General features: G+C 63.2%; 32 protein-coding genes, 1 tRNA gene and 1 pseudogene. 31 read left to right on the forward strand and 3 right to left on the reverse strand.

Annotated elements, in window-relative coordinates; all coding sequences use genetic code 11:
• Positions 1-4: 4 nt before the first annotated feature.
• Entirely contained in the window at positions 5-298 is a 294-nt protein-coding gene (locus tag BMOU_RS11245) for a helix-turn-helix domain-containing protein (protein ID WP_137648288.1), read from the reverse strand.
• Positions 299-389: 91 nt separating this feature from the next.
• On the opposite strand from BMOU_RS11245, the gene BMOU_RS09255 reads away from it, so the two are divergent.
• Complete coding sequence (locus tag BMOU_RS09255; protein WP_081738534.1) at positions 390-614, forward strand: helix-turn-helix domain-containing protein; 225 nt, start codon at positions 390-392, stop codon at positions 612-614.
• Positions 615-694: 80 nt separating this feature from the next.
• Here the strand turns inward: BMOU_RS09255 and BMOU_RS09260 are convergent, their stop codons facing one another.
• Positions 695-1201 (reverse strand): hypothetical protein, encoded by a 507-nt coding sequence (locus BMOU_RS09260; protein WP_034876942.1) that lies wholly within the window; start codon positions 1199-1201, stop codon positions 695-697.
• 193 nt (positions 1202-1394) lie between these two features.
• Here BMOU_RS09260 and BMOU_RS11705 point away from each other — a divergent pair, with 193 nt between their 5' ends.
• From BMOU_RS11705 to BMOU_RS09360, 21 genes are all read left to right on the forward strand, one after another.
• Positions 1395-1520 (forward strand): hypothetical protein, encoded by a 126-nt coding sequence (locus BMOU_RS11705; RefSeq protein ID WP_268744946.1) that lies wholly within the window; start codon positions 1395-1397, stop codon positions 1518-1520.
• Positions 1517-1669: a hypothetical protein gene (locus BMOU_RS11360; protein ID WP_162848714.1), complete on the forward strand. Its 153-nt coding sequence runs from the start codon at positions 1517-1519 to the stop codon at positions 1667-1669. Before BMOU_RS11705 ends, BMOU_RS11360 begins: the two co-directional genes overlap by 4 nt.
• Positions 1670-2446: 777 nt before the next feature.
• Positions 2447-2782, forward strand: coding sequence for a hypothetical protein (locus BMOU_RS09275; RefSeq protein ID WP_137648255.1), 336 nt, complete (start codon positions 2447-2449; stop codon positions 2780-2782).
• A 34-nt stretch (positions 2783-2816) separates the two neighbouring features.
• Positions 2817-3035, forward strand: a complete 219-nt coding sequence (locus tag BMOU_RS09280) for a helix-turn-helix domain-containing protein (RefSeq protein WP_003837122.1) — start codon at positions 2817-2819, stop codon at positions 3033-3035.
• Positions 3013-3726, forward strand: a complete 714-nt coding sequence (locus BMOU_RS09285) for an HNH endonuclease (RefSeq protein WP_034876946.1) — start codon at positions 3013-3015, stop codon at positions 3724-3726. The genes BMOU_RS09280 and BMOU_RS09285 overlap by 23 nt, the downstream gene beginning before the upstream one ends.
• 112 nt (positions 3727-3838) lie before the next feature.
• The gene (locus BMOU_RS09290) at positions 3839-4171 is read left to right on the forward strand and encodes a hypothetical protein (RefSeq protein ID WP_003837120.1); all 333 of its coding nucleotides are present in this window, start codon (positions 3839-3841) and stop codon (positions 4169-4171) included.
• The gene (locus tag BMOU_RS09295; protein WP_235143763.1) at positions 4168-5616 is read left to right on the forward strand and encodes a terminase large subunit domain-containing protein; all 1449 of its coding nucleotides are present in this window, start codon (positions 4168-4170) and stop codon (positions 5614-5616) included. Before BMOU_RS09290 ends, BMOU_RS09295 begins: the two co-directional genes overlap by 4 nt.
• Positions 5617-5707: 91 nt before the next feature.
• Positions 5708-6835: a phage portal protein gene (locus tag BMOU_RS09300; protein WP_235143764.1), complete on the forward strand. Its 1128-nt coding sequence runs from the start codon at positions 5708-5710 to the stop codon at positions 6833-6835.
• Positions 6822-8384: a phage major capsid protein gene (locus tag BMOU_RS09305; RefSeq protein ID WP_034876948.1), complete on the forward strand. Its 1563-nt coding sequence runs from the start codon at positions 6822-6824 to the stop codon at positions 8382-8384. Before BMOU_RS09300 ends, BMOU_RS09305 begins: the two co-directional genes overlap by 14 nt.
• Positions 8381-8710, forward strand: a complete 330-nt coding sequence (locus tag BMOU_RS09310; RefSeq protein ID WP_034876949.1) for a hypothetical protein — start codon at positions 8381-8383, stop codon at positions 8708-8710. The genes BMOU_RS09305 and BMOU_RS09310 overlap by 4 nt, the downstream gene beginning before the upstream one ends.
• The gene (locus BMOU_RS09315) at positions 8707-9096 is read left to right on the forward strand and encodes a hypothetical protein (protein WP_034876950.1); all 390 of its coding nucleotides are present in this window, start codon (positions 8707-8709) and stop codon (positions 9094-9096) included. Before BMOU_RS09310 ends, BMOU_RS09315 begins: the two co-directional genes overlap by 4 nt.
• 14 nt (positions 9097-9110) lie before the next feature.
• Positions 9111-9524 (forward strand): hypothetical protein, encoded by a 414-nt coding sequence (locus BMOU_RS09320; RefSeq protein WP_034876952.1) that lies wholly within the window; start codon positions 9111-9113, stop codon positions 9522-9524.
• Positions 9525-9545: 21 nt separating this feature from the next.
• Positions 9546-9911 carry an HK97 gp10 family phage protein gene (locus BMOU_RS09325; protein ID WP_137648287.1) on the forward strand — a complete coding sequence of 122 codons (366 nt, stop codon included), beginning with the start codon at positions 9546-9548 and terminating at the stop codon, positions 9909-9911.
• 1 nt (position 9912) lies between these two features.
• Positions 9913-10185, forward strand: coding sequence for a hypothetical protein (locus BMOU_RS09330; protein ID WP_034876956.1), 273 nt, complete (start codon positions 9913-9915; stop codon positions 10183-10185).
• A 179-nt stretch (positions 10186-10364) separates the two neighbouring features.
• Complete coding sequence (locus BMOU_RS09335; RefSeq protein WP_459538842.1) at positions 10365-11999, forward strand: tape measure protein; 1635 nt, start codon at positions 10365-10367, stop codon at positions 11997-11999.
• Between the two features lie 20 nt (positions 12000-12019).
• Positions 12020-12208, forward strand: coding sequence for a hypothetical protein (locus BMOU_RS11860; protein ID WP_235143766.1), 189 nt, complete (start codon positions 12020-12022; stop codon positions 12206-12208).
• On the forward strand, positions 12205-13719 hold the full coding sequence (locus BMOU_RS09340) for a hypothetical protein (RefSeq protein ID WP_034876958.1): 1515 nt from the start codon (positions 12205-12207) through the stop codon (positions 13717-13719). The genes BMOU_RS11860 and BMOU_RS09340 overlap by 4 nt, the downstream gene beginning before the upstream one ends.
• A gap of 15 nt (positions 13720-13734) precedes the next feature.
• Positions 13735-14961 (forward strand): SGNH/GDSL hydrolase family protein, encoded by a 1227-nt coding sequence (locus BMOU_RS09345; protein WP_034876960.1) that lies wholly within the window; start codon positions 13735-13737, stop codon positions 14959-14961.
• 2 nt (positions 14962-14963) lie between these two features.
• The gene (locus BMOU_RS09350; RefSeq protein ID WP_034876962.1) at positions 14964-15206 is read left to right on the forward strand and encodes a hypothetical protein; all 243 of its coding nucleotides are present in this window, start codon (positions 14964-14966) and stop codon (positions 15204-15206) included.
• 14 nt (positions 15207-15220) lie between these two features.
• A complete protein-coding gene (locus tag BMOU_RS09355) occupies positions 15221-15997 on the forward strand; it encodes an endolysin-like domain-containing protein (protein ID WP_034876963.1) in 777 nt (258 codons plus the stop codon).
• On the forward strand, positions 15994-16248 hold the full coding sequence (locus BMOU_RS09360) for a hypothetical protein (RefSeq protein ID WP_034876964.1): 255 nt from the start codon (positions 15994-15996) through the stop codon (positions 16246-16248). The genes BMOU_RS09355 and BMOU_RS09360 overlap by 4 nt, the downstream gene beginning before the upstream one ends.
• On the opposite strand, the gene BMOU_RS09365 is transcribed toward BMOU_RS09360, so the two are convergent.
• Positions 16228-17073, reverse strand: coding sequence for a tyrosine-type recombinase/integrase (locus BMOU_RS09365; protein WP_034876965.1), 846 nt, complete (start codon positions 17071-17073; stop codon positions 16228-16230). The two genes, BMOU_RS09360 and BMOU_RS09365, sit on opposite strands and share 21 nt — an antisense overlap.
• Positions 17074-17124: 51 nt before the next feature.
• On the opposite strand from BMOU_RS09365, the gene BMOU_RS09370 reads away from it, so the two are divergent.
• The 9 genes and pseudogenes from BMOU_RS09370 (at position 17125) to BMOU_RS09410 (ending at position 24729) form a co-directional block, all read left to right on the forward strand.
• Positions 17125-17198, forward strand: a tRNA-Ile gene (locus BMOU_RS09370).
• Positions 17199-17484: 286 nt separating this feature from the next.
• Positions 17485-17697 carry a 50S ribosomal protein L31 gene (rpmE, locus tag BMOU_RS09375; protein ID WP_034876966.1) on the forward strand — a complete coding sequence of 71 codons (213 nt, stop codon included), beginning with the start codon at positions 17485-17487 and terminating at the stop codon, positions 17695-17697.
• A 158-nt stretch (positions 17698-17855) separates the two neighbouring features.
• Positions 17856-18944 carry a peptide chain release factor 1 gene (gene prfA, locus BMOU_RS09380; protein WP_034876967.1) on the forward strand — a complete coding sequence of 363 codons (1089 nt, stop codon included), beginning with the start codon at positions 17856-17858 and terminating at the stop codon, positions 18942-18944.
• Between the two features lie 67 nt (positions 18945-19011).
• On the forward strand, positions 19012-19908 hold the full coding sequence (gene prmC / locus BMOU_RS09385; protein ID WP_034877475.1) for a peptide chain release factor N(5)-glutamine methyltransferase: 897 nt from the start codon (positions 19012-19014) through the stop codon (positions 19906-19908).
• A 62-nt stretch (positions 19909-19970) separates the two neighbouring features.
• Positions 19971-21168 (forward strand): annotated as a pseudogene (locus BMOU_RS09390) (ABC transporter substrate-binding protein).
• 30 nt (positions 21169-21198) lie between these two features.
• Entirely contained in the window at positions 21199-22125 is a 927-nt protein-coding gene (locus tag BMOU_RS09395; RefSeq protein ID WP_137648286.1) for a branched-chain amino acid ABC transporter permease, read from the forward strand.
• A 2-nt stretch (positions 22126-22127) separates the two neighbouring features.
• Positions 22128-23228, forward strand: a complete 1101-nt coding sequence (locus BMOU_RS09400; protein WP_034876969.1) for a branched-chain amino acid ABC transporter permease — start codon at positions 22128-22130, stop codon at positions 23226-23228.
• Entirely contained in the window at positions 23225-24025 is an 801-nt protein-coding gene (locus BMOU_RS09405; protein ID WP_034876971.1) for an ABC transporter ATP-binding protein, read from the forward strand. The genes BMOU_RS09400 and BMOU_RS09405 overlap by 4 nt, the downstream gene beginning before the upstream one ends.
• Positions 24025-24729, forward strand: a complete 705-nt coding sequence (locus BMOU_RS09410; RefSeq protein ID WP_034876973.1) for an ABC transporter ATP-binding protein — start codon at positions 24025-24027, stop codon at positions 24727-24729. Before BMOU_RS09405 ends, BMOU_RS09410 begins: the two co-directional genes overlap by 1 nt.
• Positions 24730-24763: the final 34 nt, after the last annotated feature.

The following is a 24763-nucleotide window of genomic DNA, read 5'->3' on the forward strand; positions in this document are numbered from 1 at the left end:
GGACTCATAATCCGCCGGTCCACGGTTCAAATCCATGCCCCGCTACTAATAATCCATTAGGCTCTAGGAACTTAGCCGGTGCAATTTTCAGGAGTTGCCCGGCCTTTTCCATATCTGAAATGGTCCACGCCGTAGTGCCATGCATCTTTTGCGAAACAAGGCCCGATGACACGCCAAGGGCACGCGATAGATCCGATTGGTTTTTCTTGCGTAGCGCTAGGGCAAGCCGCATATTCGTGGAAATCACTTCTTCCAGTGGAATTGCTTGTGTCTGTGGCTCTAAGGTTTGTGTAGTCATACTTAAAAGTATATCAGCGTATTAAGTATCTCTAAGCCAGATTTACATAAAAAGTTATTAGTTTCGCTAAAGATGGTATATAGTTCTCAATATGACTAAGAATCTTGAAGTCACTGCGAGGAATGTTGACCGACTGCTGAAGTCAAACCACGTCACCCGCACTGAGCTTGCCCGTTACCTTGGATTCACGACTTCAGCCGTGTCTCAGAAATTCGCCACCAACAGTTTCACGCTTCGTGATATTTCTCGCGTTGCTGACTACTTCGATGTTTCCGTTGATGCTCTTATTGGCCGCGCGCCGTTGGAGGTGGAGTGATGGATTGGTCTTTGATCCTCGCGATCGTATCGCTTGTTGTTTCCATCATCGTTCTCGTCTTCTCTGACGAGGGGAGGTGATCATATGTTCGGTATCGGTGCTTTCGCGGCGTCCTCGGGATTGCGGTGGAATCGTCGATGCGCCCACCATTCACGGATCCGTTCGGCTATCCGGTGTCTTGCCCGCCAATCCTTTTCCTTCCACCATTCGTCCTGCAATTCGGACACGGGAATGGTTGCATACCCGCATCTACGCAGTCTGGTGGGCGACTTCACCCAGTGCACGCATATCGCCGCATCCGTTGGCAGCTCGTCCATGTCTTCGGGCAGCCATACGGCCAACTTCACATCATCTCCGTCGTTGGATATGCGCGGGACCATCGTCCGCTCGCCGATTTTCCATTTATTGTCGGAGCGTTTCTCCCACGCGTATGCGCGGACCACGCAATCATGCCCGAACACTCTTACATCGAAGGCATCACCATCTCCATCGTTGGAGAGCATCGACTTCTGCACTGGCAATCGACCGTGTTCATCGAACAATGACGGCGTTGCATCGGGAACATCGGTGATGATTCGTGTGTTCATCCATGAAGCCTCGGGCCTTCTTCTGATTGTTCTGGTGAAAGCTATGGCCGAACCCAGCAAGGATATCACGGCTATGACGTTGCTCACGTCCATCTATTCTTCCTTCCTTCGTTGTCTGAAAAGGTTTGGTTTGTGTGATTACAAGCCTATCGCGGCGGAGGAAGGATGCCACTTTCAAGCAAGGGAGCATGCGATGAGGCAACTGCTTATGGAGATCTCGGTCGCGGGCGCGTGCCTGAGCGCGTTCACCGGCCTGTACTGGCTGGCCGTGGCGTTCGGCATCGCGGCCATGGCCGCGGGAAGGATCGAAGACAGATGAGCGTGACGGTGAAGCGATGGACGTCATGCGGCGTCGTCTTCTTCGAGCTGATCGTCGAGACGGAGGACGGCGTGTCCCTACGCGCCCCGCTTACCGGCGCCGAGCTCGAGGACTTGGAAAGGCAGATCGCGGAATGCCTCGAGCAGTGAAGCGTTTCGTCCAGACCGTTCTCCTGCTCCTGCTAAGCCCCTTCGCGTTCCTCGCGTTGGGACTGACCCTCGCCGTCGTCCGTCTTGGTGATTTCCTCACGGGTGACGACTGACCATAATCGAATGGCTGTGATGGACCGTACGGCGTAGTCCTAGCCACCGCTGAGCCGGGTTAGCGACCGGTGACGCCAGGCGCGTGGCTGTCGCGCCATTTGCGAGACGAAGTTCAGCTCCCGACCATTTCAGACCGTCGGTAAAGGCGGAATCGGGCGACCATAGGCGGCTTCGGCCGTGGTCTGATCTGGGACCATTCCCGGCGGGCGTATGCCCGCTCTTGCGTATCGACGGCCGGCTCCGTTACGAAGCACCGTGCAAGACCCGAACCATGTTCAGACTTTGGCCCGACGCGCCTCGCGTGCGTCTCGGCCGAGCCTGAACGGGTCTTGACCTCTCAAGCCTTTCCACCCGAAGTCTCCATGAAAGAAGGAATGATGAGCAGGATTGATTACCCCGTCTTGGTCAAACGGCAGATTCGCAGGACACTCCCGCTGATCCGCTCGAACGTCCTGGCACAGGCAGGTACCAGCCGGCGTCGGTTGGTGTCGGAAAGCGGCCTGACGGATAACCAGCTTCAGTACGCGCTCAGGATGGCTTACGGCGGCAGGGCTCCGAAGCCGTTGCATCGCGGCCAGGCGGGTGACAAGCTGTATGATTCGGCCGACCTGTTGGAACGTTTCGCGAGATGGACCGGATCATGGGCGTATCGGAGGTGTGTCGATGAGTGTTAAGGCCAAACCCAGTCTGAGCGAGGTCCTTGCCCGGCCGAACGGTCTGGACAGGAGCGACATGATGCGCCGGTTCGCGGATCTCGTGGACCGTGTGGCCTCGTCCAGCGGTTCCACCGAATTGCAGGCATGGCAGGTCATGAAACCGTTGAACGAGACCCTTATCGGCCTGAGGTGCCTCAAGGCCGAGGGCCTGCCGATCTACCGGCGTGATGGCGTCTGGTACATCGATTCGCGGGCCTTCCGCAAGTGGGCGACCAACCATCTCAATTTCAACATCACGACCCCGGCGCAACGGCCGGGCAGACGGAATGGAGCATTGTTCTGATGCGGACACGAATGCACATCGGGGAGGCGTGCCCATGACACGGATCGCCATGCTGACCACCGCGCAGACGGCCGAACGTCTGGGCGTGAGCGAACGGACATTGAAACGATGGCGTGGCGACATACCGGTCTTCGGCCCGCCGCCAATCCGCCTGGGCGGACGTGTCATGTACGCGGAGGCCGACGTGAACGGGTGGCTGCTCAGACAACGAGGGAAAGGAAGGGATGGCGATGCCAAGAAGACAGACCGTTGACCCGCTCATCCGAGCGCAGGTCATCGCCGCCTGGGGCAACCAATGCTGGCTGGGCATGCCCGGCTGCCGGATCACCGCCACGGAGGACGACCACATCATCCCGTACGCGCATGGCGGCAAGGACACCGTGACGAACCTGCGACGCGCCTGCAAGCATTGCAACGCGGCCCGCCAGGATCGCGTGCTGTCCGGCTACGGGGCCACGTTGCACGCCGTGATCGGCCCGCCTCGCGCCGACTTCACCGGCTACCTGACGGGGCTCGTCGGCCGTGACAGCGTGGTGGTCAGCTTCGACAGCCTGATCCGTGACATCTATCCGCCGGCCGGCCCGCCCGACGGCGTGCGCCTGGCGGCGGCCATGGCATGGGATGGCGCATACCGCGCCCTGGCCAAGTGCGGCCAGCCCTTGGACATCTGGCTGGTACGCACGCTGCCACGCAGCCGCCGCCATCCCGACATGCTGGGCGAATGGCTGGCGTTGGACTATGACATCCATGTGGTCGAGACCCCGGCCGACGCCACGTTCGACCTTGACCTCACGCCTCGGGAGTACCGTGCGGCGCAGCAATGGTATGCGATGCGCATCACCCAGCGCATGGTGGACGCGAGGGCCCTGCAACGCCGCCAGCGGCTCGCCTCGCTGGGCTTGCGCGCTTCGGACGGCCAGACCGCGGGCCGGCCGGCGTGGTGAGCCGGATTTTTTAAACGACGGCCGGCCGGAAAGACCCCGCGCCCAGTCTTTTCTCCCCCCGGAATCGAACAAAAAAACGTTGGAAACGCTGGAAAACCAAGGAAAACGAAAAATGATTCAGGAAACATTGGAAGGATTCGAGGAATACGCGCCAGCCTTCGGCGGCATCGTCGGATTGCAGGAACGGGCGACCATGAATCTCATCAAAAGCTTCGTCGAGGGCAAGACATTGACGCCCGAGGCGACCTATATCTGCAAATCCATGCTCTCGATAGCCAGGAACATCGACGCGCAGAATAGCAGGGGCCGTGAGATCAGCCGTAACATGACCAGCCTGCTCACATGGTTCCAGGAGCTCAAGGCCATGTATCCCGAACAGCCGCAGCTGGACGACGAACTGGCCGGCTTCCTCCGGGCCGCCAAGGCCGGCACGGAGGATAAGTGAGCGTGCCGCTGCGCGGCGGCACCGAACGCCATGCCGGCCGGCCGACCGATGGCGCCGTGGTGGCCCGGACCGCCGAACTGCTGGGCAAACCTCTGCTGCCGTGGCAACGGTACGTGGCCGACGTGGCCGGCGAGATCGACCCGGCCACCGGCACCTACTATTACGACCGCGTCATCCTGAGCACGCCCCGCCAATGCGGCAAGAGCACGCTGATCGACACGGAGGACACGCGCAACGCCCAGCTGGGACCGGACAGGAAGATCTACTATCTGGCGCAGACCGGCAAGGACGCCGAGAAACATTTCAAGGATTACGTGCAGCAGCTGGCCAAAAGCAGGCTGGCCCCGATAGCCTGCCGTCCGCGCCTGTCGAACGGAGGCATGGAGCAACGGTTCATCAACGGCAGTTTCATCTGCCCGCTGGCCGTGACCAAGGTGGCCGGCCATGGCACGCAGATGGACAAGTTCACCATCGACGAGGCGTTCAGCCTGGACGACGAGACCGGCAAGCTGATCCTGGACGGCATGGCCCCGACCATGAACACGCGACTGCATTTCACGGGCGTGCAACCGCAGATCTGGATCACCTCGACCGAGGGCACGGCCGACTCGACCTTCCTCAACGGCCTGTTGGACGGACTGCGGGCGGGCGACGTGCCGCGACGCACCTGCTGGTTCGATTTCGGCATCCCGGCCGACGCCGACCCCGAGGACCTCCAGACGATTCTGAAATGGCATCCGGCCGCGGGCCTGCTGTGGGGCCTGGACCAGCTGCGCGACTTCCGTGGACAGTTCGAGGGCAACGCCGCCGGCTGGGCGCGCGCGTTCGGCAACCGGCGTGACACGGGCGTGGCCGACCGTGTCATCGACGAGACCCTGTGGCAGGCGACCGTGGCCACGCCCATAGGGCCCGACCGGTTGGACGGCCGGCCCCTCGTGTTCGCCGCCGCCGTGGACGTGGACGCCACGCACACATCACTGGCGGCCGGGATCAGGGACGCCGACGGCACCGTCACCGTGCAACTGCTCCAGGTCCTGGACGGTACCGGACGCGCGCCCGGCGAGATCATGCGACTGTGCGAACGGTACAAGGCTCCCTTGGTCATGGACGACCGCGGGCCCAACGCCGACCTGCACGACCGACTCCGCTCACAGACCGACGACGTGGGCGAGCCCGTCATCCAGTTCGTGCCCATGCAGGCGGGCGACTACCTCGCCATCGGCCAGGCATTCGTCAGCGGATTGCACAACCGGCTGATCCGCCACGCCACCGACATGCAGCTGGACGAGAGCGCGGCGCAATGCGCGCGCACATGGAGCGGCGACGCCTGGCGGGTGACCCGACGCGGCAGCACCGGGCTCACCAGTCCCCTGGAGGCCTGCATGCTGGCCGCATGGGGCGTGAACCACCGGCCCGACACCGATACCGACCTGCAGATCTACTAGATGTCACCGTATGTCCCCTCATGGCACCGTATGGCACCATATGTCCCCGGATTCTTGGCGGTAAGGGCCCGCCGCGAGCATGATGGCAGGCATGAATCTTTGGCAGCGAATGAGACTCGCCGGCCGGGTGCTCACCCGCGGCGGCGATGACGTGGACATGCCCGACGGCGTCAGGCCGCCGGCGCGTTCCACGACGTATGAGCCGTTGCAGCTGTCTACCGTGTTCCGTGGCGTGCAGGTGTTGCAGACCGCCATCGCCGGCCTGCCGGTATACGAGATGCGCAACGGCGTCAAGCTCCCCGATGTCTCCGCGCTGGTGGCCCAGCCGGACGTGACGCGCTCCCGGCGTGACTTCCTCGCCGACCTCGTGGCATCGCTCGTGCTGGACGGCAACGCGTTCACCCGTCTGATCCGTCTCGACGGCGAGATCGTGACCTGCGAGATCCTGCCGCCCCAGTACGTGACCGTGACCGACCTGGGCAAGGATCCCGCAAGCCCGGACCTGCGCTACGGCTATCTCGGCCGCACCTACGGGCCCGACGACATCGTCCACAGCAAGTTCCTGAACGTACCCGGCCGCCTGCGCGGCCTCGGCCCCATCTCCGCGGCCCGCGAGGAAGTCGAGGCCGCGCAGATGGCTCGCGACTACAAGACCCGCTTCTACAGCGACGGATCCAACCTCAAAGGCTACCTGCGCACCAAGAAGCCCGTCAGCGAGGAAACCGCGAAGCGGGCCAAGACGGCATGGAAGACGGACGGCGGGGCCGGCGACGTCAAGGTGATCGGCGACGACCTCGAATACGTGCCGCTCGACCTGAAGCCCGCCGACCTGCAATTCCTGGAAACCCAGAAGTTCGACACCACGCAGATCGCCCGACTGCTGGGCATCCCCGCATCCATCATGCTCGCCGCCGTCGATGGCTCGAACCTCACCTACTCGAACATCGAACAGTCCTGGATCGAGTTCGCCGACTACACGCTGGCGGCCTACGCGGGAGAGATCGAGGAGGTGTTCAACCGGCTGCTGCCACGCGGCCGGACCGCCGAGTTCGATTGGGACAGCAGCCAGCGGGCCAACATGAGCGACCGGTACAACGCGTACAAGACCGCGATAGAGGCCGGCTTCCTGACCGTCAACGACGTGAGGGGAAAGATCAGGATGCCATCATTGAGCGCCGACGAATCGGCGCGGATCGGAGCGAAGCATGAACAGGCATGAGATAGCGGTGCGGGGCTTGAGCCTACGAACCGAGGACGAGAGCGACGGGCACACATTGGAAGGCATCGCCGTGCCCTACGGCGACGTCATCGACACGTGGGACGGCCCCGAGACGTTCGACCGCGACTGCGTGTTCGACGATCTCGACCAAGCGAAGCTGTGCTACCAGCACGGCGAGGTCATCGGCCGCATCATCGGCGGCGAGTCGCGCGAGGACGGCCTGCACATCACCGCACGCGTGTCCGACACCGCGAAGGGCCGCGACGCCGTGACCCTGGTCCGCGACGGCGTGCTCGACAGCTTCTCGGTCGGATTCATCCCCATCGAAAGCGAAAGGGACAAGGCCGGCATCACGCACCGCAGGCGCGTACGCCTGCTGGAGACCAGCATCGTGTCATGGCCGGCCTACCAGAACGCGAGGCTCACCGGCCAGAGGGATTCGGACACGCTCAAGGAAACCAAGGAAACAAGGAAGGAAACCACCATGGATGACAACGAGATGATGGACCTGCTCAAATCCATGCAGGATGAGCAGCGCGGCCTCAAGGCGGCCATCGCCAAGACGGCCGGCGGCCGTGAGACCCCGAGAATCGTCGGCGGCGAGTACAGGAGCCGCGGCGAATACCTCCAGGCGCTTGCCCGCGGCGACGAGGCGGCCGCCAAGATCATGGAGGAATGCCGAGACCTGATCGTGACCGGCGACACCGGCAACACCGCCACCTGGATCGCCGACGACCTACGCCTGATCACCGAACGCCGCAAGGTCTCGAACCTGCTGACCCACGACAGCCTGCCGGCCACCGGCATGAGCATGGAATACCATGTGGTCACCTCCGACACCACCGTGGCGGCCAAGCAGGCCAATGAAGGCGACGCGCTCACCTTCGGCAAGCTCACCTTCGGCACCAAGAGCGCCGACATCAACACGTACGGCGGCTACACGTCCCTGTCGCGCCAGGTCATCGAACGGTCCACCACGCCCATGCTCAACACCGCCCTGCGCGCTCTCCAGAACGCGTACGCGAAGGTCACCGAGAAGGCCGTGCGCGACCACCTGTACGGGGAGATCAAGACCCAACGCGACGGCACGAACCACATCGACACGGCCAAGACCCTCGCCAACATGAACATCGACGACTGGGTGGGCCTGATCGTGGACGCGGCCGAAATGGCCGACGACCGCAACGTGGCACTGACCCGGCTGGCGGTCTCCAAGGACGTGCTCAAGGCGCTCGTCGGCCTGAAGGACACCGGCGACCGGTTCTTCAACCTTTCCGGCGACGGCTCCGACACGATCGGCAGCTTCGACCTGACCGGCGTGGCCGGCGAGTTCATGCGCGTGCCGGTGGTCATGCTGCCGAAGGCCGAAACGGGCACCGCCGCGTTCATCGACCCCGCCAGCGTGACCGTATGGGAATCCGGCGGCCCGACCCAACTCACCGACGGCAGCGTCACCAAGCTGACCAACGACTACAGCGTATACGGCTACCTGTCGGTCGCCACCACGCTTGCCGACGGCCTGATCCCGGTGAAGTTCGCAGCGGCATGATCGGCGACGAGGAACTCCTGCGACGCCTGCGCGACGAGGTAGGCGTGCCGGCCGGCGACGACGACCGACTGGCCGTCAAACTCACCGCGGCGCAACGCTACGTGGCCGCCGCCATCGGCGACACGAAGGTGGAAGACGAACTGCTGGCCGACTGCATCGTGGCGTGCGCGGCCGACCTGTTCAACATGCGCGACGCCCGCCTGGGCGTCATGCAGGTGTCCGACACGACCGTGGAACCCTTCAGGATCTCGACCGACCCGCTCCGCTCGGTCTGGCCGAAGCTGAAGGCCGCGGGCATCCTGACCGGAGGGATGGTGATCGCATGACCTCGATGGTGCTCGTCCAGCGCACGGCCCTCATGGACACGCTCACCGACATGCTCGACGATCTGGTGGCGTCCGTGTCCATCGATTCGGCGCTGGTGCATCCCCAGCCTGGCAAGGTCGCCATATACATCGAACCGCCCTACGTGGAATACCCCACATGGGACGGGGCGCCCGACATCACATGGACATTGGACATCGTGGCGGGAACGCCCGCCACCCAGGCCACGGCGCTCGACTATATCATCGACGCCATCGACCGGCTGGCCGCCAAGGGCCTGAACATAAACAAGGCCCAGCCCGTCGAGTGGAACCTCGCGGGCACGGGCACCCTCGCGGGCTACCAGGTCACATTGAACCCCCTCGAAATCATCGAGGCCGAAGAATAGAAAGCAGGAAGAACATGACAGGCAAGATCAGGACCCTGGGCCCCGGCAGCTTCAAGATCACGGACGCCGCGAACGGCCATGACTTCAGCGCCGACCTGACCAAGGCGCAGCTGAACCCCTCCAACTCGTCCGACGACCCGACCAAGTTCCTGGACGGGTCCGAGGAGGCCAACACCTCGACCACATGGACGTTCGAGGGCACCGTGGGCGACGACTTCAGCGAGGACGGCGTGAGCGTGTGGCTGTTCGACCATGCCGGCCAGACACTGCCCGCGGAGTTCGTGCCGAACACGGAAGGCAAGATCAAGTGGACGTTCAACGTGACCATCACGCCGATCGCGGTGGGCGGGGACGTGAAGTCCAAGAACACAAACGACCTCAGCCTGCCGGCCACGAACGTGGCCCACGCGGCCTACACGAAGGGCTGACCGTTGGCCGACAAGGCATTGATGGTCGTGGGCCAGCGCCGTTTCGTGCAGACGATGCGCAAGGCCGGCGCCGACATGGACGACCTGAAGGAAGTGAACCGCGAGGCGGCCGGGATCGCGCTGCCCGCGGTCCGCAGCCTCGCGCCGCGCGGCAGGACCGGCCGGCTGGCCGGAAGCCTTCGCGTCGGCGCGACCAGACGTGCCGGCGTCATCCGCGCGGGCCGCAAGGCCGTGCCCTATGCGGGCCCGATCAACTACGGGTGGCCCGCGCGGCACATCAGGCCGAGACTGTTCGTCAACACCGGCGTCACATCGACGGAAAGCCAATGGCGGCAGGTCTACAAGGACTTCATCGAAAAGACCATGAAACAAGTGAAAGGAAAATGACATGGCGACCACCCAAATCACCTACGAGGACGGCACCAGCGAGATCGTGCCCGTCACGATGCGCGCGAACTGCAAGGCCGAAGCCCACGCGTTGGAAGCCGGTTGGGGCACCGTGCAGCAGTCCCCGGTACGCTGCGGCGCGTACGCCGTGTACGCCGCGCTGCGCATGAGCGGACGCAGCCTGCCCGACTTCGAGCATTGGCTCGACACCGTATCCTCCTTCGACCTCGCGGCCGCGAAGGAGGAACCGGAAGAGGGAAACCCTACGGACTAGCCGCGTGGCCCGACGGTTCGCTCGGCCGTCTCTCGTTCCTCCTGGCAAGCCGTTTCGGCGGTACGCCATGGCAGTGGAGGAACGAGGCCGACGAGCGTGACTGGGGCACCGGACTGGCCGAACTGCTCAAGGAAGCCGAAGCATCGCAGAAGGAGTGAACCGTGGCACACAGCGCGATCATGAGCGTGCGCATCACCGGCAACGCCGACGATGCCGTCAAGGCGTTCGAGAAGACCACCACGAAGGCCGCCGCGTTCGGCAGCGCCATCGGCGGACTCGCCGTCAAGGGAGTGACCGCGCTATGGGACACGGTGAAGGGATTCGCCAGCGATGTGGTGAACATGTCGGACAGCACCGACAAGTTCATGAACACCATGAGCTTCGCCGGCATCGACACGAAGGCCGTGCAGGCCGCGGCGAAGGAAACCCGAAAATACGCGGATGATACCGTGTATGGGCTCGATGACATCCAGAACACCACCGCGCAGCTGGCCGCCAACGGCATCGGCAACTACATGGAACTGACCGAGGCGGCCGGCAACCTGAACGCCGTGGCAGGCGGCAACGCCGACACGTTCAAGTCCGTCGCGATGATGCTCACGCAGACGGCCGGCGCGGGCAAGCTCACCACCGAGAACTGGAACCAGCTGACAGACGCGATACCGGGCGCGTCCGGCAAACTGCAGGAGGCCCTGCTCAAGGCCGGCGCGTACACGGGCAACTTCCGCGACGCGATGGCCAAGGGCGAGATCACGGCCGACGAGTTCAACCAGGCATTGCTGGACCTCGGCATGACCGACGTGGCGAAACAGGCCGCGACCTCCACCAGCACCATCGAGGGAGCCATGGGCAACCTCGAAGCCGCCGTGACCGGCGGTCTGACCGACGCGTTCAACCTGTTCAAGCCGGCGGTCACGGGCGGCATCAACGCGGCATCAGCCGCCGTGACCAGCCTGGCCACCAACGGCGTGCAGGGATTGCAGACGTTCTTCGGGCAGGTCAAGGACACCGGAGCGTTCACCGCATTGCAGTCCGCCGCGCAGTCGGTCGGCGGTGGCCTGCAATCATTGTGGAACGGCATCATGGCGGTCGTGAACGCAATGACCGGAGGGCAGCCGGCGGGAACCGCGTTCGGTAACGTGCTCAACACCGTCGCCGCGGCCGCGCAGACCGTCGGCGGCTGGCTGAGGACCGCCGGCGAATGGATCGGTCAGAATCTGGATCTCGTGACCCCTCTCGTGGCCGCGATCGGCGGGGCCGTCGCGGCGGTGACCGCCGTGACCACGGCCATGCAGCTCGCCGCGACGGCGCAGGCGCTGCTCAACGCGGTCATGGCCGCGAATCCCATCATGCTCCTGGTCACGGCGATCGCCGCACTGGTGGCCGGACTGGTCTGGTTCTTCACCCAGACCCAGACGGGCCGGCAGATCTGGTCCGACTTCACGGCGTTCCTCTCGCAATGCGTGACCAGCATCATCGGCTTCTTCACCACCCTGGGCTCGAGGATCGGATCGGTGTTCACCGGCGCGGCCAACGGCGCCAGGAACGTGTGGAACGGCGTGGTCAACTGGTTCGGTTCCATCCCGGGCAAGATCAAGGGCTTCTTCTCGAACGCCGGCTCGATCCTCAAGGACGCGGGCGCGGCCATCATCAACGGTTTCCTCAACGGGCTCAAGGGCGCGTGGAACAACGTGACCGGCTGGATCAGCGGCATCGGCGACTGGATCAAGGAACACAAGGGCCCGCCCGCCTACGACGCGGTCCTGCTGACCGCCAACGGCCGGCTGATCATGCAGGCTTCGCCAAAGGATTGAACCAGGGATTCGACACGTCCGTGGCGTCCGCCATCCGACGCGCCAACACCAGGCTCGGCAAACTCGACCTGCACATGGGCGCGGACGGCGCGGCCGCGGGCAACACCACCATCTTCAACGTGACCATCCAGGGCGAGGTGCTCGACAGGGAAGGCACCGCCAAGACGATCAGAAGACTGCTGGACGACTACGCGGACAGGCGGCGATGATGCGACAGCCGATGTTCTACGCGGACCGCGGGCAGGGTTGGGAGAACCTGACCGGCCATGCGGGCTCGCCCGCCGCGCTCTCCTCCTTCAGCGTCGAATGGGGCACGGACTCGCCGAAGGAACAGCCCTCGGTGAACGTGCTGCACTTCCGGCTGCTCGACCGCACCGGCATGCTGGCCGGCAACAGCACGCGCCTGGCCGGCATGAAGGTGCTGGTCCAACTCTCCCGCCGCCCCCTGTGGCGGGACCTGAACGCCACGGAATCCTGGGACGGGGTGTCCGACACGCTCACCTGGGACGGTCTGCACCTCGCGCACCGGCCCGACCAGACCGAGGGGCCGGACCCGACCGCGCTCACCATCTTCACCGGCAACACCACCACCGGCGGCACCATCACCCAAAACCCCGATGGCACATATCTGCTCGATCTGTACGCGAACGCGCAACTGGTCAGGGCGGGCCGCACCACACGGCAGGGACCCGTCTCGACGGACGCGCGCCTGACGGGCCTGCACTGGACCGGCACCGCCGCGCAACGCGTGGACGAGATCAACCGGCGGCTCACGACGCTCGGCTGCCCGCCCCTGTCGGACGAAGCCGTGGCATGGCTCAAGGCCAACGCGCCCACGCCCGCACCCTACGAGGCGGACTCCCATCCCGACCTGTCCACCATCCTGTACGCGCTGGCCGCCACCCATCCCGACCTGCCATTGTTCTATGAGCGTCACCGGCATGGTTCGGAAAGCGTGGACCTCGTGTTCGCGGGCCGGCCGGCGGCCATCACCATGCACGCCGACGGCCGGCTGACCGTCGAGGGAGCGGGCCTGGAACAGGAGGCCGCGCCCGCCGACGCCATCACCGTGGACGACAACATGCTGACCATGCCCGCTCCCGTCTCCCGGATCACGCTCAGGACCCGCGCGGTCAAATGGGACGAATCCGGAAACAGGTTCTCCTTCGAGGATGACGAGGTGACCATCGGCGACCGTGGACGCCTGCCCGCCGAGCTCACGGAGACCATCAACGCGGTCCCGTTCTCGTCGGACGCCATCACACGCGACGATTCCGCCGGCCACTGGCAGGCCGGCACCTGGACCCCGACCGACGCGCAGCGCGACCAGTGGGCCGAATGGCTGGCCGTGCAGACATTGAGACTGCGCCCCAAAGGATTGACGGCGAGCAGCCGACGGCTCGACATCGACCTGTTCGAGCAGGCATTGCAGCCCACGGCGAGCCTGTGGGCGTTCGTCAGCACCCGGTACACCCGGCTGCTGGCCGATGACGGCACGCCGGCCACGTCGGGCGCGTGGCTCGCCACGGGCGGCACCCTCTCGTTCGACTGGCGCGACGGGATCCCGGTGTTGGAAAACGAGCTGGACATCAGCCCGCTGCCCATGCTGCCCAGCACGCTCAGCCGGTGGCGGGACCTCGACCCCATCGGCATCGCCTGGCAGGACATGCCCGCGTTCACATGGGGCGAGATGTCGCAGATCACCTACTTCACCGATTAAACAGAAAGGACCATCATGGTGAACGAATCCTTCGACCCGTCCAAGATGCCCACGACGCCCCGCTACGGGATCCGCTATCCGGCCGGCACCGACCTGGTGCGCTACGCGTCGCAGCAGTTCAAGGCCATGGCCGAAAGCATCGACGACAGGATAGACACGCTGCCCGCCTCGGTCACCGCGCGCGTGGATCAGGCGGCCACGCAGGCCGCGGCCAGCGCTCAGACGGCCCAGGCGGCCGCCGCGACGGCCGGAACCCTGGCCGACCAGAACATGGCCGCCAACCTGAACAACAAGGACTCGAAGACATCCCTCGCGCTCGACAAGACCCTGAACAACGGGCCGCGCTGGCGTAACGCCGTGATCATCGGCGACAGCCTGTGCAAGGGACACTATTCCGGCGCGGACCATGCCGGCCAGGGCATCGGCGACGTGGTGTGCAGGATCCTGGGCATCACGAGCGTGCAGAACGTGGCCGTGTCCGGCAGCGGCTTCACCGTCGGCGGATCCAACACGTTCATCAACCAGTGGAACCGCGTGGCCAACAAGGCCGACGTCGATCTGGTCCTGGTCATCGGCGGCGTGAACGACAACAACAACGACTGCGCCGCGGCCTGCACGCAGCTGGTCAACGCGATCCGCACCTCGGCCGCCAACGCGCGCATCTACGTGTTCCCCGTGGCCGGAGGCCTCGGCCTCGGGCTGGCCGGCCACTACACGGCCCTGCATTCCATCAACAACGCGATCATCGCCCTGCCGGGCCAGCATCGCGGCGTGGTCCTGATGCAGGGCTGCCACAGGTGGGGCCAGATGATCGCGGAAAGCCAGGCGGACGGCACCATCCACATGAAGAAGGAGGGCTACGAGGCATGGGCCCGTATCGCGGCGCGCCTGATGCTGTCGGGCCAGAACACGTTCTGGCCCGAATACGCGCGCGACCTGAACGTGACCAGCATCAGCGGCGACCCGCTGTTCGACCAGATCCAGTGCAAGCGGTTCATCGAGGTCAACGGCACGATCACGTTGCAGATCCGCGCGCACACCGGCCGCGCCATCGACACCGGATTCACCGCATTCGCGGCGGACAGGTACCTGTGCAGCGACATCGCGACCAAATACCTCCAGTGCGGCGCAAGCCTGGACTCGTACCTGACCGTGGAGACCGGCGGCCTGAAGGTGCAGATGGCCCAACTGCCCAAGGACAGGTGGGTGCTGATCGAATCCTCCTGGATCGCGGGAATGTGACCATGCCGTTCGACATCCTCATCGCGTTGATCACGACCGGCGGCGTGATCGTCGGCGCGCTGCTCGGCTTCATGGGAACGTCCGTCAAAAACCGGCTCGACGCCTACCGGATCGCGCAGGACATGCAACAGGACAACCAGAAGCTCTGGCAGTGGAACCGCCAGCTCGTGGACCACATCTACAAGAATCTGGGCCCGCCGCCGCCACGGCCGCCCGACGACCTGTTCAAACACGACAACGACTAGGAAGGAGCACACGATTGGCGGACCTCAACACACTGTGCGCGCGCATGCGCTACTGGTGCCAGACCGCGAACATGGGCTATTCGCAGACCGACCGGTGGCATTTCGACCCGGCCGGCGGCAACTGCGATTGCAGCAGCCTGGTGATCCACTGCCTGCAGGAGGCGGGATTCGATACCGGCAGCGCCGGATACACGGGCGACCTGAGCCGGAACCTGACCAGCCGAGGCTGGACGAGACTGCCCGCCGACGGCCATCCGATGGCCGGCGACATCCTGCTGAACGACGCCGATCACGTCGCCGTCTACCTGGGCGACGGCCTGCTGGCGCAGGCCAGCATCAGCGAAACGGGCGGCATCACCGGCACGGCCGGCGACCAGACGAACGGCGAGACGAACGTCTCACCCTACTACGACTACCCATGGGATTGCTATTTACGATACGGAGGAGACATGCCAACGGCACAGGAGATCGCGGAAGCGGTCTGGAATTTCGAGCAGAACGGCGTCAAATGCCGTGACAGGCTGCAAGGCACCGACGAGGCCGCCAACGCGGCGGCCGAAAGGGTCTGGACGTTCCTCATCCAGGGCGTGCAGGCCCGCGACCGGCTCTACGGGCTCGACAACATCCAGACGCCACAGCTCGCGGCCACCGTGGCGGCCCAGTCGGCGGCGCTCGAGGCATTGGCCAAAAGCGTGGGCACCGACCCCGACACCATCGCGGCCAGCGTGGAACAAGCCGTCAAGGCGAGACTCGCCACGCTCAGGATCACAGTGGAAGGAGACCAGTCATGAGCAACACGCCAAACATCGCGGACCACGCATCCGACACCAGCCAGGACACCAACCGGGACACCTACCGGCCCGTCTTCAACGACACCGTGCGGACAGGGATCTACCTGTTCAGCCTTGTCTGCGTGATCGTCGGTTTCGGATTCTCCCGGTTCGGCGACCCCGCCATCGGCGACTACATCACCACGGCCGGCGGGATCCTCGCCGCGGGATTCGGCGTAGCCTACAACCCGCTACGCATGAACGCGAAGTGAGCTGACCACCTTACGGAGTTCCTCGGGCGGCATGGCCACGTACCTTTGCGTCGTGGCCACACTGCTATGCCCGAGAAGCGTGGACACCGCCAGAAGATCATGTGTCGCCAGATACGCCTGCGTGGCGGCCCTGTGCCGGAGACTGTGCGTCCCGTACGATTGAGGCAGCGCACTGCCTACGATCTTGCCAACCCGGCCGGCGGTGAGATGGCTGATTCCGTGATCGTTACGGGACGGGAACAGCCAGCCGTCCCCAGTCTGACGTATTCGCACGGCCAGATCCTGCGGCAACGGTATCAGCCGCTGCTTATCGCCCTTGCCGACGACCCGCAATAGCGCATTATCGGCCGGCCCGACCACATCACGACCGGACACCTTCGCTATCTCGCCCCTGCGTAGCCCCAGTTCGGCCCCGAGCCTGACCATGAGCCGGTCACGTTCGGACAGGCCATCCATCGCCTCCCTGATACCGGTCTCCGGGCAGGGACGAGGGTGTGGCTTCGATCCCGCGACATGTGGCAGTCCGATGGCCGGATTGTCGGATCTCAGGTCGTGATCGACGCACCAGTCGAAATAGCTCGTCAACGTCGCCCGTATCCCCTTGCGTGTCTCGGCCGAAAGACCTTCCCGTCCCATCCATTTCTCGCAATCGGTGCGCGTGACGTTTTCCGGCGGCTTGCCGGCAAGATAATGCACGAAACCCCATAGTTTCACCCGTCTCGTCTTAATGGTGCTCGGCATCCTTCCCGCCGCTCTCAGATATGTCAGCCACTGATCCACGCTTTGTTCCCAGGTCTGCGGGAACGGTTCAGGTCGCAATCGCATTTTGACCACCTCCATCAGGTGGTGATACTATGCTTTAGCCGATTATGGCGTGGGGTGTTAGCTCAGTCGGTTAGAGCAGCGAACTCATAATTCGTCGGTCCGGGGTTCAAGCCCCCGACGCCCCACTGGTTGATTTATGCGGCTTGCGTCAGATCCAGGAATCTGAAGCCGCTACCTACCCTTCGCAATAAGTCGTCACGGGCTTGTACCGTGGACCCGCCGGTCCACGGTACAAGCCCGTGACGCCCCACCATTCCTCTCTTGAGGAGCGGCGAGTGTCGTCCGCCGCCGGATGGGAAGCGGTGAGCGAAATAAAGTCCGGCCTTCTGCTATAATCCCAAAGGTTATCCGGTTCACGCCTTGCCATAGGGGCATGGCGACCCGGGTCCCCCGAATCTCTAGGAGACGATTATGCAGCAGGGTATTCATCCTGATTATCACGCAGTGCAGGTTACCTGCTCTTGCGGCAACACCTTCGTGACCCGTTCCACCGCCAAGGGCGATCATATGACCGTCGACGTGTGCTCGAACTGCCACCCGTTCTATACCGGCAAGCAGAAGATCCTCGACACCGGTGGCCGTGTGGCCCGCTTCGAGAAGCGCTACGGCAAGAAGGCCAAGTGATTCTTATTGCCTAGGCAATGAAAACGCCAGTCCGTCACGGACTGGCGTTTTCGCGTTTCCGGGGCACCTTATATGATGAACGGGTTGAGTAGGTTTCGGCGGCACCGGAGCATCGTGAACAAGCCGCCGAAGATCGTGAAGTAAAGAAAAGGCGTACATTGGCAGACGAACAGTTCCCCGCGGCGGTCACCGCGCTTGAGGAATACCGCAATATCGAACAGCAGATGGCCGAACCGGAGGTCGCGTCGGATCCCGACAAGATGCGCAAACTGGGTCGTCGCCATGCCGAACTGGGCACGATTGTCTCCGCATACACCGCCTACCGGCAAGTGAAGGACGATTTGGAAGCCGCCAAGGAGATGGCTTCCGAAGACCCGGATTTCGCCGAGGAGGCCAAGCGACTGGAACGTGAGCTGCCGGCGGTCGAGGAGAAGCTTCGTACCGCGTTGATTCCGCGTGATCCGGACGATGCCCGCGACACGATCATGGAGATCAAGGCCGGCACCGGCGGTGAGGAGGCCGCGCTGTTCGCCGGAGACCTGCTGCGCATGTACATGAGGTATGCGGAGAAGCGTGGCTGGACCGTGACCCTGCAAAGCGAGAACACCACCGAGCTGGGTGGCGTCAAGGACGTGCAATTGGCCATCCGCGCCAAGGGAACGCCCGCGCCGGAAGACGGCGTGTGGGCGTCACTCAAATATGAGGGCGGTGTGCATCGCGTGCAGCGCATCCCCGTGACCGAGTCGCAGGGCCGCATCCAGACTTCAGCCGCCGGTGTGATCGTGTTCCCGGAGGCCGACGACGACGATGATGAGATCGACATCGATCCGAAGGACCTCAAGATCGACATCTTCATGAGCTCCGGTCCGGGCGGACAGTCCGTGAACACCACGTATTCCGCGGTACGTATGACGCATATTCCGACCGGCATCGTGGTGAGCATGCAGGACGAAAAGAGCCAGATTCAGAATCGCGCGGCCGCACTGCGCGTGCTCAAGAGCCGTCTGCTGGCCATGAAGCATGAGGAGGAGGCCGCCCAGGCGGCCGACATGCGCCATTCGCAGGTGCGATCGCTGGATCGTTCCGAGCGTATCCGTACGTACAATTTCCCGGAGAACCGCATTGTCGACCATCGCACCAACTACAAGGCCTATAACCTTGATGCCGTACTCGATGGCGATCTGCAGGCCGTGATCGACAGTGACATCCAGGCGGATGAGGCCGACCGGCTCGCCAACCAGAAGTAAGGCCTTCGGGGTGACTGGCAAGGTGAACGCCATCTCCTCGTTGACGCGGCCGGCCGGGGGAGAGACCGTGGCGACCATCATCCGTGGCGCTGCGGCCATGCTGCGCGCCGCGGGTGTGGATACGCCCGAGCATGATGCGAAGCTGCTGTGCGCGGAAGCGTTCGGTACCGACATGCAGAGTGTGAACAAAGCCATGCTGATGGGTGACGGATTCTCCACGTTGGCCGAAAGCCCTGCGAAATCGCTCGAAACGTTCCACTCGATGGTCGACCGTCGTGCCAGACGCGAACCGTTGCAGCACATCACCGGTCATGCGCCGTTCCGCTATCTTGACCTGAAGGTCGGTCCCGGCGTGTTCATTCCGCGCCCCGAAACCGAGCTGATCGTGCAGGAAGGCATCGATTGGATCACCCGCAGCGGCAGGTACCACGCACGGGTGGTCGATTTGTGCGCCGGCAGCGGTGCCATCGGACTGGCCGTCGTCACGGAAGTGCCGGGCAGTGAGGTATGGGCCGTGGAGAAAAGCGAGGGAACCGCCGAATGGACGCGGCGCAATCTCAATGAGACGGCCAAGGCATACCCCGGCATCGTCAGCAACTATCATCTGGAAATCGGCGATGCCACGCAGATGCCGACGCTCCACCAACTGGACGGCACCATCGATATCGTGCTCACGAACCCCCCATATGTACCGCTCAGCGATATCCCCGAGCAGCCGGAAGTGCGCGACTACGATCCCGACATGGCGTTGTACGGCGGTTCCGCCGATGGCACGCTGATCCCCGAACGCATCATCCTGCGCGCCGCAAAGCTGCTCAGAACGGGCGGTCTGTTGGTCATGGAACACGACATCTCACAGGGCGAGCGTCTGTCCGCCTACGCGAACGCGCATGGCTTCGCCGATGCCCAGGTGCGCAACGACTACACCGGCAGGCCCCGGTATCTTATTTCGGAAAAAGCGTGACAACATCAGCGGGACCGTACTATAACGGACTGCGCTTGGTAAATGAGAAGGGAAAGAACGGCATGAGACTCAAATGTGCCGAAAAGCTGGCCGCGCTATGTCTTTCGGCGGCAATGGCGGTGTCCGTGTCGGCCTGCTCGGGCGGCAACATGTATGCGTCGAGCAACGACAGCAGCAGCATCGCCGACAACGATGTGATCACCATCGGATCGGTCACCACCAATTCCGGATCTGCCGCTGCCTATGGGGAGTCCGAAGTCAACGGCTTCAGGCTTGCGATCAAGGAGATCAACGAGAACGGCGGCATCTTCGGCAAACAGGTCAGACTCGAGTCCATGGACGACAAGGGCGACGTAATCGAAGCGTCCAACGCATTCAACCGCCTGGCCGGCGAAAAGAACGTCATCGCGGTGCTGGGACCGACCATCTCGTCGACCTCCGGCGCAGTGGCGCCGCTTGCCGACCAGAATCAGATGCCGTCCATCGCGCCCGCCGCCACCGCCGACTCCGTGGAAACCGGCGGGTACCTGTTCCGTACGTGCTTCAAGGATTCCTATCAGGGCCAGATTGCGGCCAAATATGCGGCTGAGAACCTGAAGGTCAACAAAGTGGCCGTGCTCTACGGCACCGGCGACCCGTATTCCTCCGGTGTGGGCAAGGCCTTCGTGGCCGCCGCGAAAAAGGCGGGGCTTCAAGTCGTGGCGGAGGAGAACTCCTCCAGCACCGACGACACCGAATATTCGTCGCAGCTGCAGAAGATCGAAGCGTCCGGCGCCGAGTTCCTGTATGCGCCGTACTACTATTCCGCCGTCGGCCCGTATATCGTGCCGCAGGCGCGCGCCGTCGGCTACGACGGCTACATCATGGGCCCCGACGGCTATGACGGCTTGAAGACCACCGGCAACAAGGCCCGTTACGACAAGGTGCTCTACACCACGCACTATTCGCCGGACGACAAGTCCAACAAGAAGGTGCAGCAGTTCATCAAGTCGTACAAGGACGCCAACGACGGCGAGTCCCCGAATACCTTCACTGCACTCGGCTACGACTCCGTCTACATGTTCAAGCAGGCCATCGAGCAGGCCGGCGAAAACGCCACCCGCGCCGATATCCGCAACGCCATCGCCGGCATGCACTTCTCCGGAGTCACCGGCGAGTTCACGCTCGACAAGCAGGGATCCCCCGAAGAAATCGGTCATCGTGCTGGAGATGAAGAACGGCTCGCCGACCTACAAAGACACCATCCAACCGGCCAGGTAGGCCGCATACCGTAACAAGAAAGGAGGAATGATGGGCGATCAGATCATCATGTTCATCAGCCAGATCTTCAACGGCCTGAAAATAGGCAGTGTGTATTCGCTCGTGGCATTGGGCTACACCATGGTCTACGGCATCATCCGACTGATCAACTTCGCGCACGGCGACTTCATCATGGTCGGCTCCTACGTGCTCATGCTTACCATTCCGTTCATCATCGCCTGTGGGCTTCCCGCTTGGCTTGCCGTCGTTCCTGCGATTCTCGTATGCGTGGCCGTCGGTGTGATCGTCGAGAAGGCCGCCTACAAGCCGGTGCGTGAGAAGGGCAACAATATGACGGCCCTGATCACCGCCATCGCCATGAGCCTGCTGCTGGAAAACGGTTCGCAGGCGATTTTCGGCGCCGACTACCAGACCGTACCCACCATCATCCAGATTCCGACGTTGGCACTCGGTGGGCTCAAGATCGACGGCGCCACCATCCTGACGGTGCTGTTGGGCCTGGTCATCATGGTCGCATTGCAGCTGTTCGTGAAGTACACCAAGCAGGGCAAGGCCATGCGTGCGGTCTCCGAAGACAAGGAGGCCTCGATCCTGATGGGCGTCAACGTGAATTCCACCATCACCCTCACCTTCGCCATCGGTTCCGGGCTGGCCGCGGTCGCATCGCTCATGTATTGCGTCTCGTATCCGCAGGTCTCCCCGATGATGGGCGCCATGCTGGGCCTGAAGGCCTTCGTCGCCGCAGTGCTCGGCGGCATCGGCTCCATCCCGGGCGCCATGGTCGGCGGCCTGGTGATCGGCGTGGTCGAAAGCCTCACCAAGGCGTATATCGGCACCATCACCGCCGGCGTGATCACATCGGCGTTCTCCGATGCCATCGTGTTCGGCATTCTGATCATCGTGCTGCTGGTCAAGCCGTCCGGCCTGATGGGCGAGCCGGAAAGCGAGAAGGTGTGACCATGAAGAAATCGATGCTTTCCATCAAACAGTCGTATCTGGTATGCGCCATCGGCGTGGCCGTGCTTTTCGGGCTGCTCATGGCCGTGTGCGAGACCGGTGCGGCCTCACTGTACGTCAAGGGCATCATCATGACCTGCTGCATCGCGGTGATCATGACCACTTCACTTAACCTCACCATCGGCGTGCTCGGCCAGTTGACATTGGGCTGCTGCGGATTCGAGGCGATCGGCGCCTATTCCGCGGCATTGCTGAGCAAACTGCTTGTCGCCAACGGCGTGCAGATGGATGCGACGCTGCGATTCCTGCTTGTCACCTTCGCGGGTGGCGTGATCGCCTGCGTCTTCGGCATTCTGGTCGGCATTCCGGCATTGCGGCTGCATGGCGACTATCTTGCGATCATCACGCTCGGCTTCGGCGAGATCATCCGTGTGATCATCCAGAATCTGAAGGTGGCCGGCGGCAAGGGCCTGTCGGAAGGCCAGCAGGGACAGGCGTTGATCGGCATCGACCGCCTCGCCAATCTGTATGTGGTCTTCTGGATCACCGTCGTGACCGTGGTGCTGCTGTTCATGTTCGCCCGTTCTCGCTATGGCCGTGCGGTCAAGGCGATTCGCGACGATGAGATCGCGGCCGGCGCGTCGGGCATCAACATCACCCACCTGAAGGTCATGGTGTTCGCGATTTCCGCATTCTTCGCGGGCATCGCCGGAGGCATCTTCGCGCAGTATATCGGCGCGTTGACGCCAAGCATGGCCGGCTGGCTGCAGTCCATCAACTACGTGATCATGGTGGTGTTCGGCGGTATGGGTTCGCTTACCGGCTCCATCGTGGCCGCCGTGGGCCTGACGATTCTGCCTGAGCTGCTGCGCGCCTTCTCCGAATACCGTATGCTTGTCTATTCGGTGGTGCTCGTGCTCATCATGGTGTTCCGTCCGCAGGGCATCTTCGGCAATTGGGAGTTCTCGTTGCCGAAACTCGTGAACAGGCTGTTCTACCCGTCGCGTGTCAAGGATCCCGGCGAATCTGGCGCGGCCACCGAATCCGACGCGGTGGTCGGGCGTGCCGCGGAATCCGCCGATGACAAGGAGACGAAGGCATGAGCGAACCCATTCTGCGCGCCGAGCACCTCGGCATCACCTTCGGAGGCCTCAAGGCCGTTTCCGACTTCAACATGACCATCAATGCGGGCGAGCTCGTCGGTCTGATCGGGCCGAACGGTGCCGGCAAGACCACCGTGTTCAACCTGCTCACCGGCGTGTATCAACCGACCGAGGGCGAATTCTTCCTCGATGGCAGGCGCATGAACGGCAAGAAGACCTATCAGGTGGTGCGCGCCGGCATCGCGAGAACCTTCCAGAACATTCGTCTGTTCGACAAGATGACCGTGGAGGAGAACGTGCTGGTGGCGTTCGACCAGTCCTTCACGTATCGGTTGGGCGGCGCGATCTTCCGCACGCCGAAATTCTGGAGGCAGGAGCGCGACATGCACGCCAGGGCCATCGACCTGCTTCGCATCTTCGGTCTGGAGGGCCTTGCCAACACCGAAGCGGCGAATCTGCCATACGGTGCGCAACGCAAGCTGGAGATCGCGCGCGCATTGGCCACCGGCATGAAACTGCTGCTGCTCGACGAGCCTGCGGCGGGCATGAATCCTACGGAAACCGAGGATTTGCTGCACTGCATCAATGTGATCCGCGACCGCTTCGGCATCGCCATTCTGCTCATAGAGCACGATATGAGCCTCGTCATGAACGTGTGCCAACGCATCCAGGTGCTTGACTATGGACGTACCATCGCATCGGGATTGCCTGAGGAGATCGCCAACGATCCGCAGGTGATCTCCGCATATCTTGGTGCCGAAGACGCCGGCGACACCGCCGAGGGGGAGGAATCCTGATGCTGGAAATCAAGAATCTGAGCGTCTCCTACGGGGCCATCGATGCGGTCAAAGACATCAGCCTTACCGTGAACGACGGCGAGATCGTGTCGTTGATCGGCGCGAACGGCGCCGGGAAGACGACCACATTGCACACCATCACGGGCCTTACCCCGGCGAAATCCGGTTCCGTGATGTTCAACGGCGTGGATCTGCTCAAAACCCACGGCAACAAGATCGTGACCCTTGGCATGGCGCACATTCCGGAAGGCCGCCACGTGTTCACGCGCATGAGCGTGCAGGAGAACCTCGAGATGGGCGCCTTCAGTCTGAAGGACCAATCCCATATGGCCTCCGACCTGAACATGGTGTTCGGCTATTTCCCACGACTGAAGGAGCGCCGCAACCAGCTGTCCGGCACGCTGTCCGGCGGTGAGCAGCAGATGCTGGCCATGGGACGCGCGTTGATGAGCCATCCAAACACGATTCTGATGGATGAGCCGTCGATGGGTCTGTCACCGAAGCTGGTCAAGGAGATCTTCGCCATCATCCGCAAGCTTCACGATGAGGGCATCACCGTGCTGTTGGTCGAACAGAACGCGAAGATGGCGCTGTCGATCGCCGATCGTGCGTATGTGCTCGAAACCGGGCGCATCACCATGGAGGGCGACGCACAGGATCTGCTGCATGACGAGCAGGTGCGCAAGGCCTATCTTGGCGCGTAATTTTCTGCCTTACAATGGTGAGGTTGACAAGGCT

Origin of the sequence: Bifidobacterium moukalabense DSM 27321, from assembly GCF_000522505.1 — a bacterium.
In the GTDB taxonomy this organism is placed as follows: Bacteria; Actinomycetota; Actinomycetes; order Actinomycetales; family Bifidobacteriaceae; genus Bifidobacterium; species Bifidobacterium moukalabense.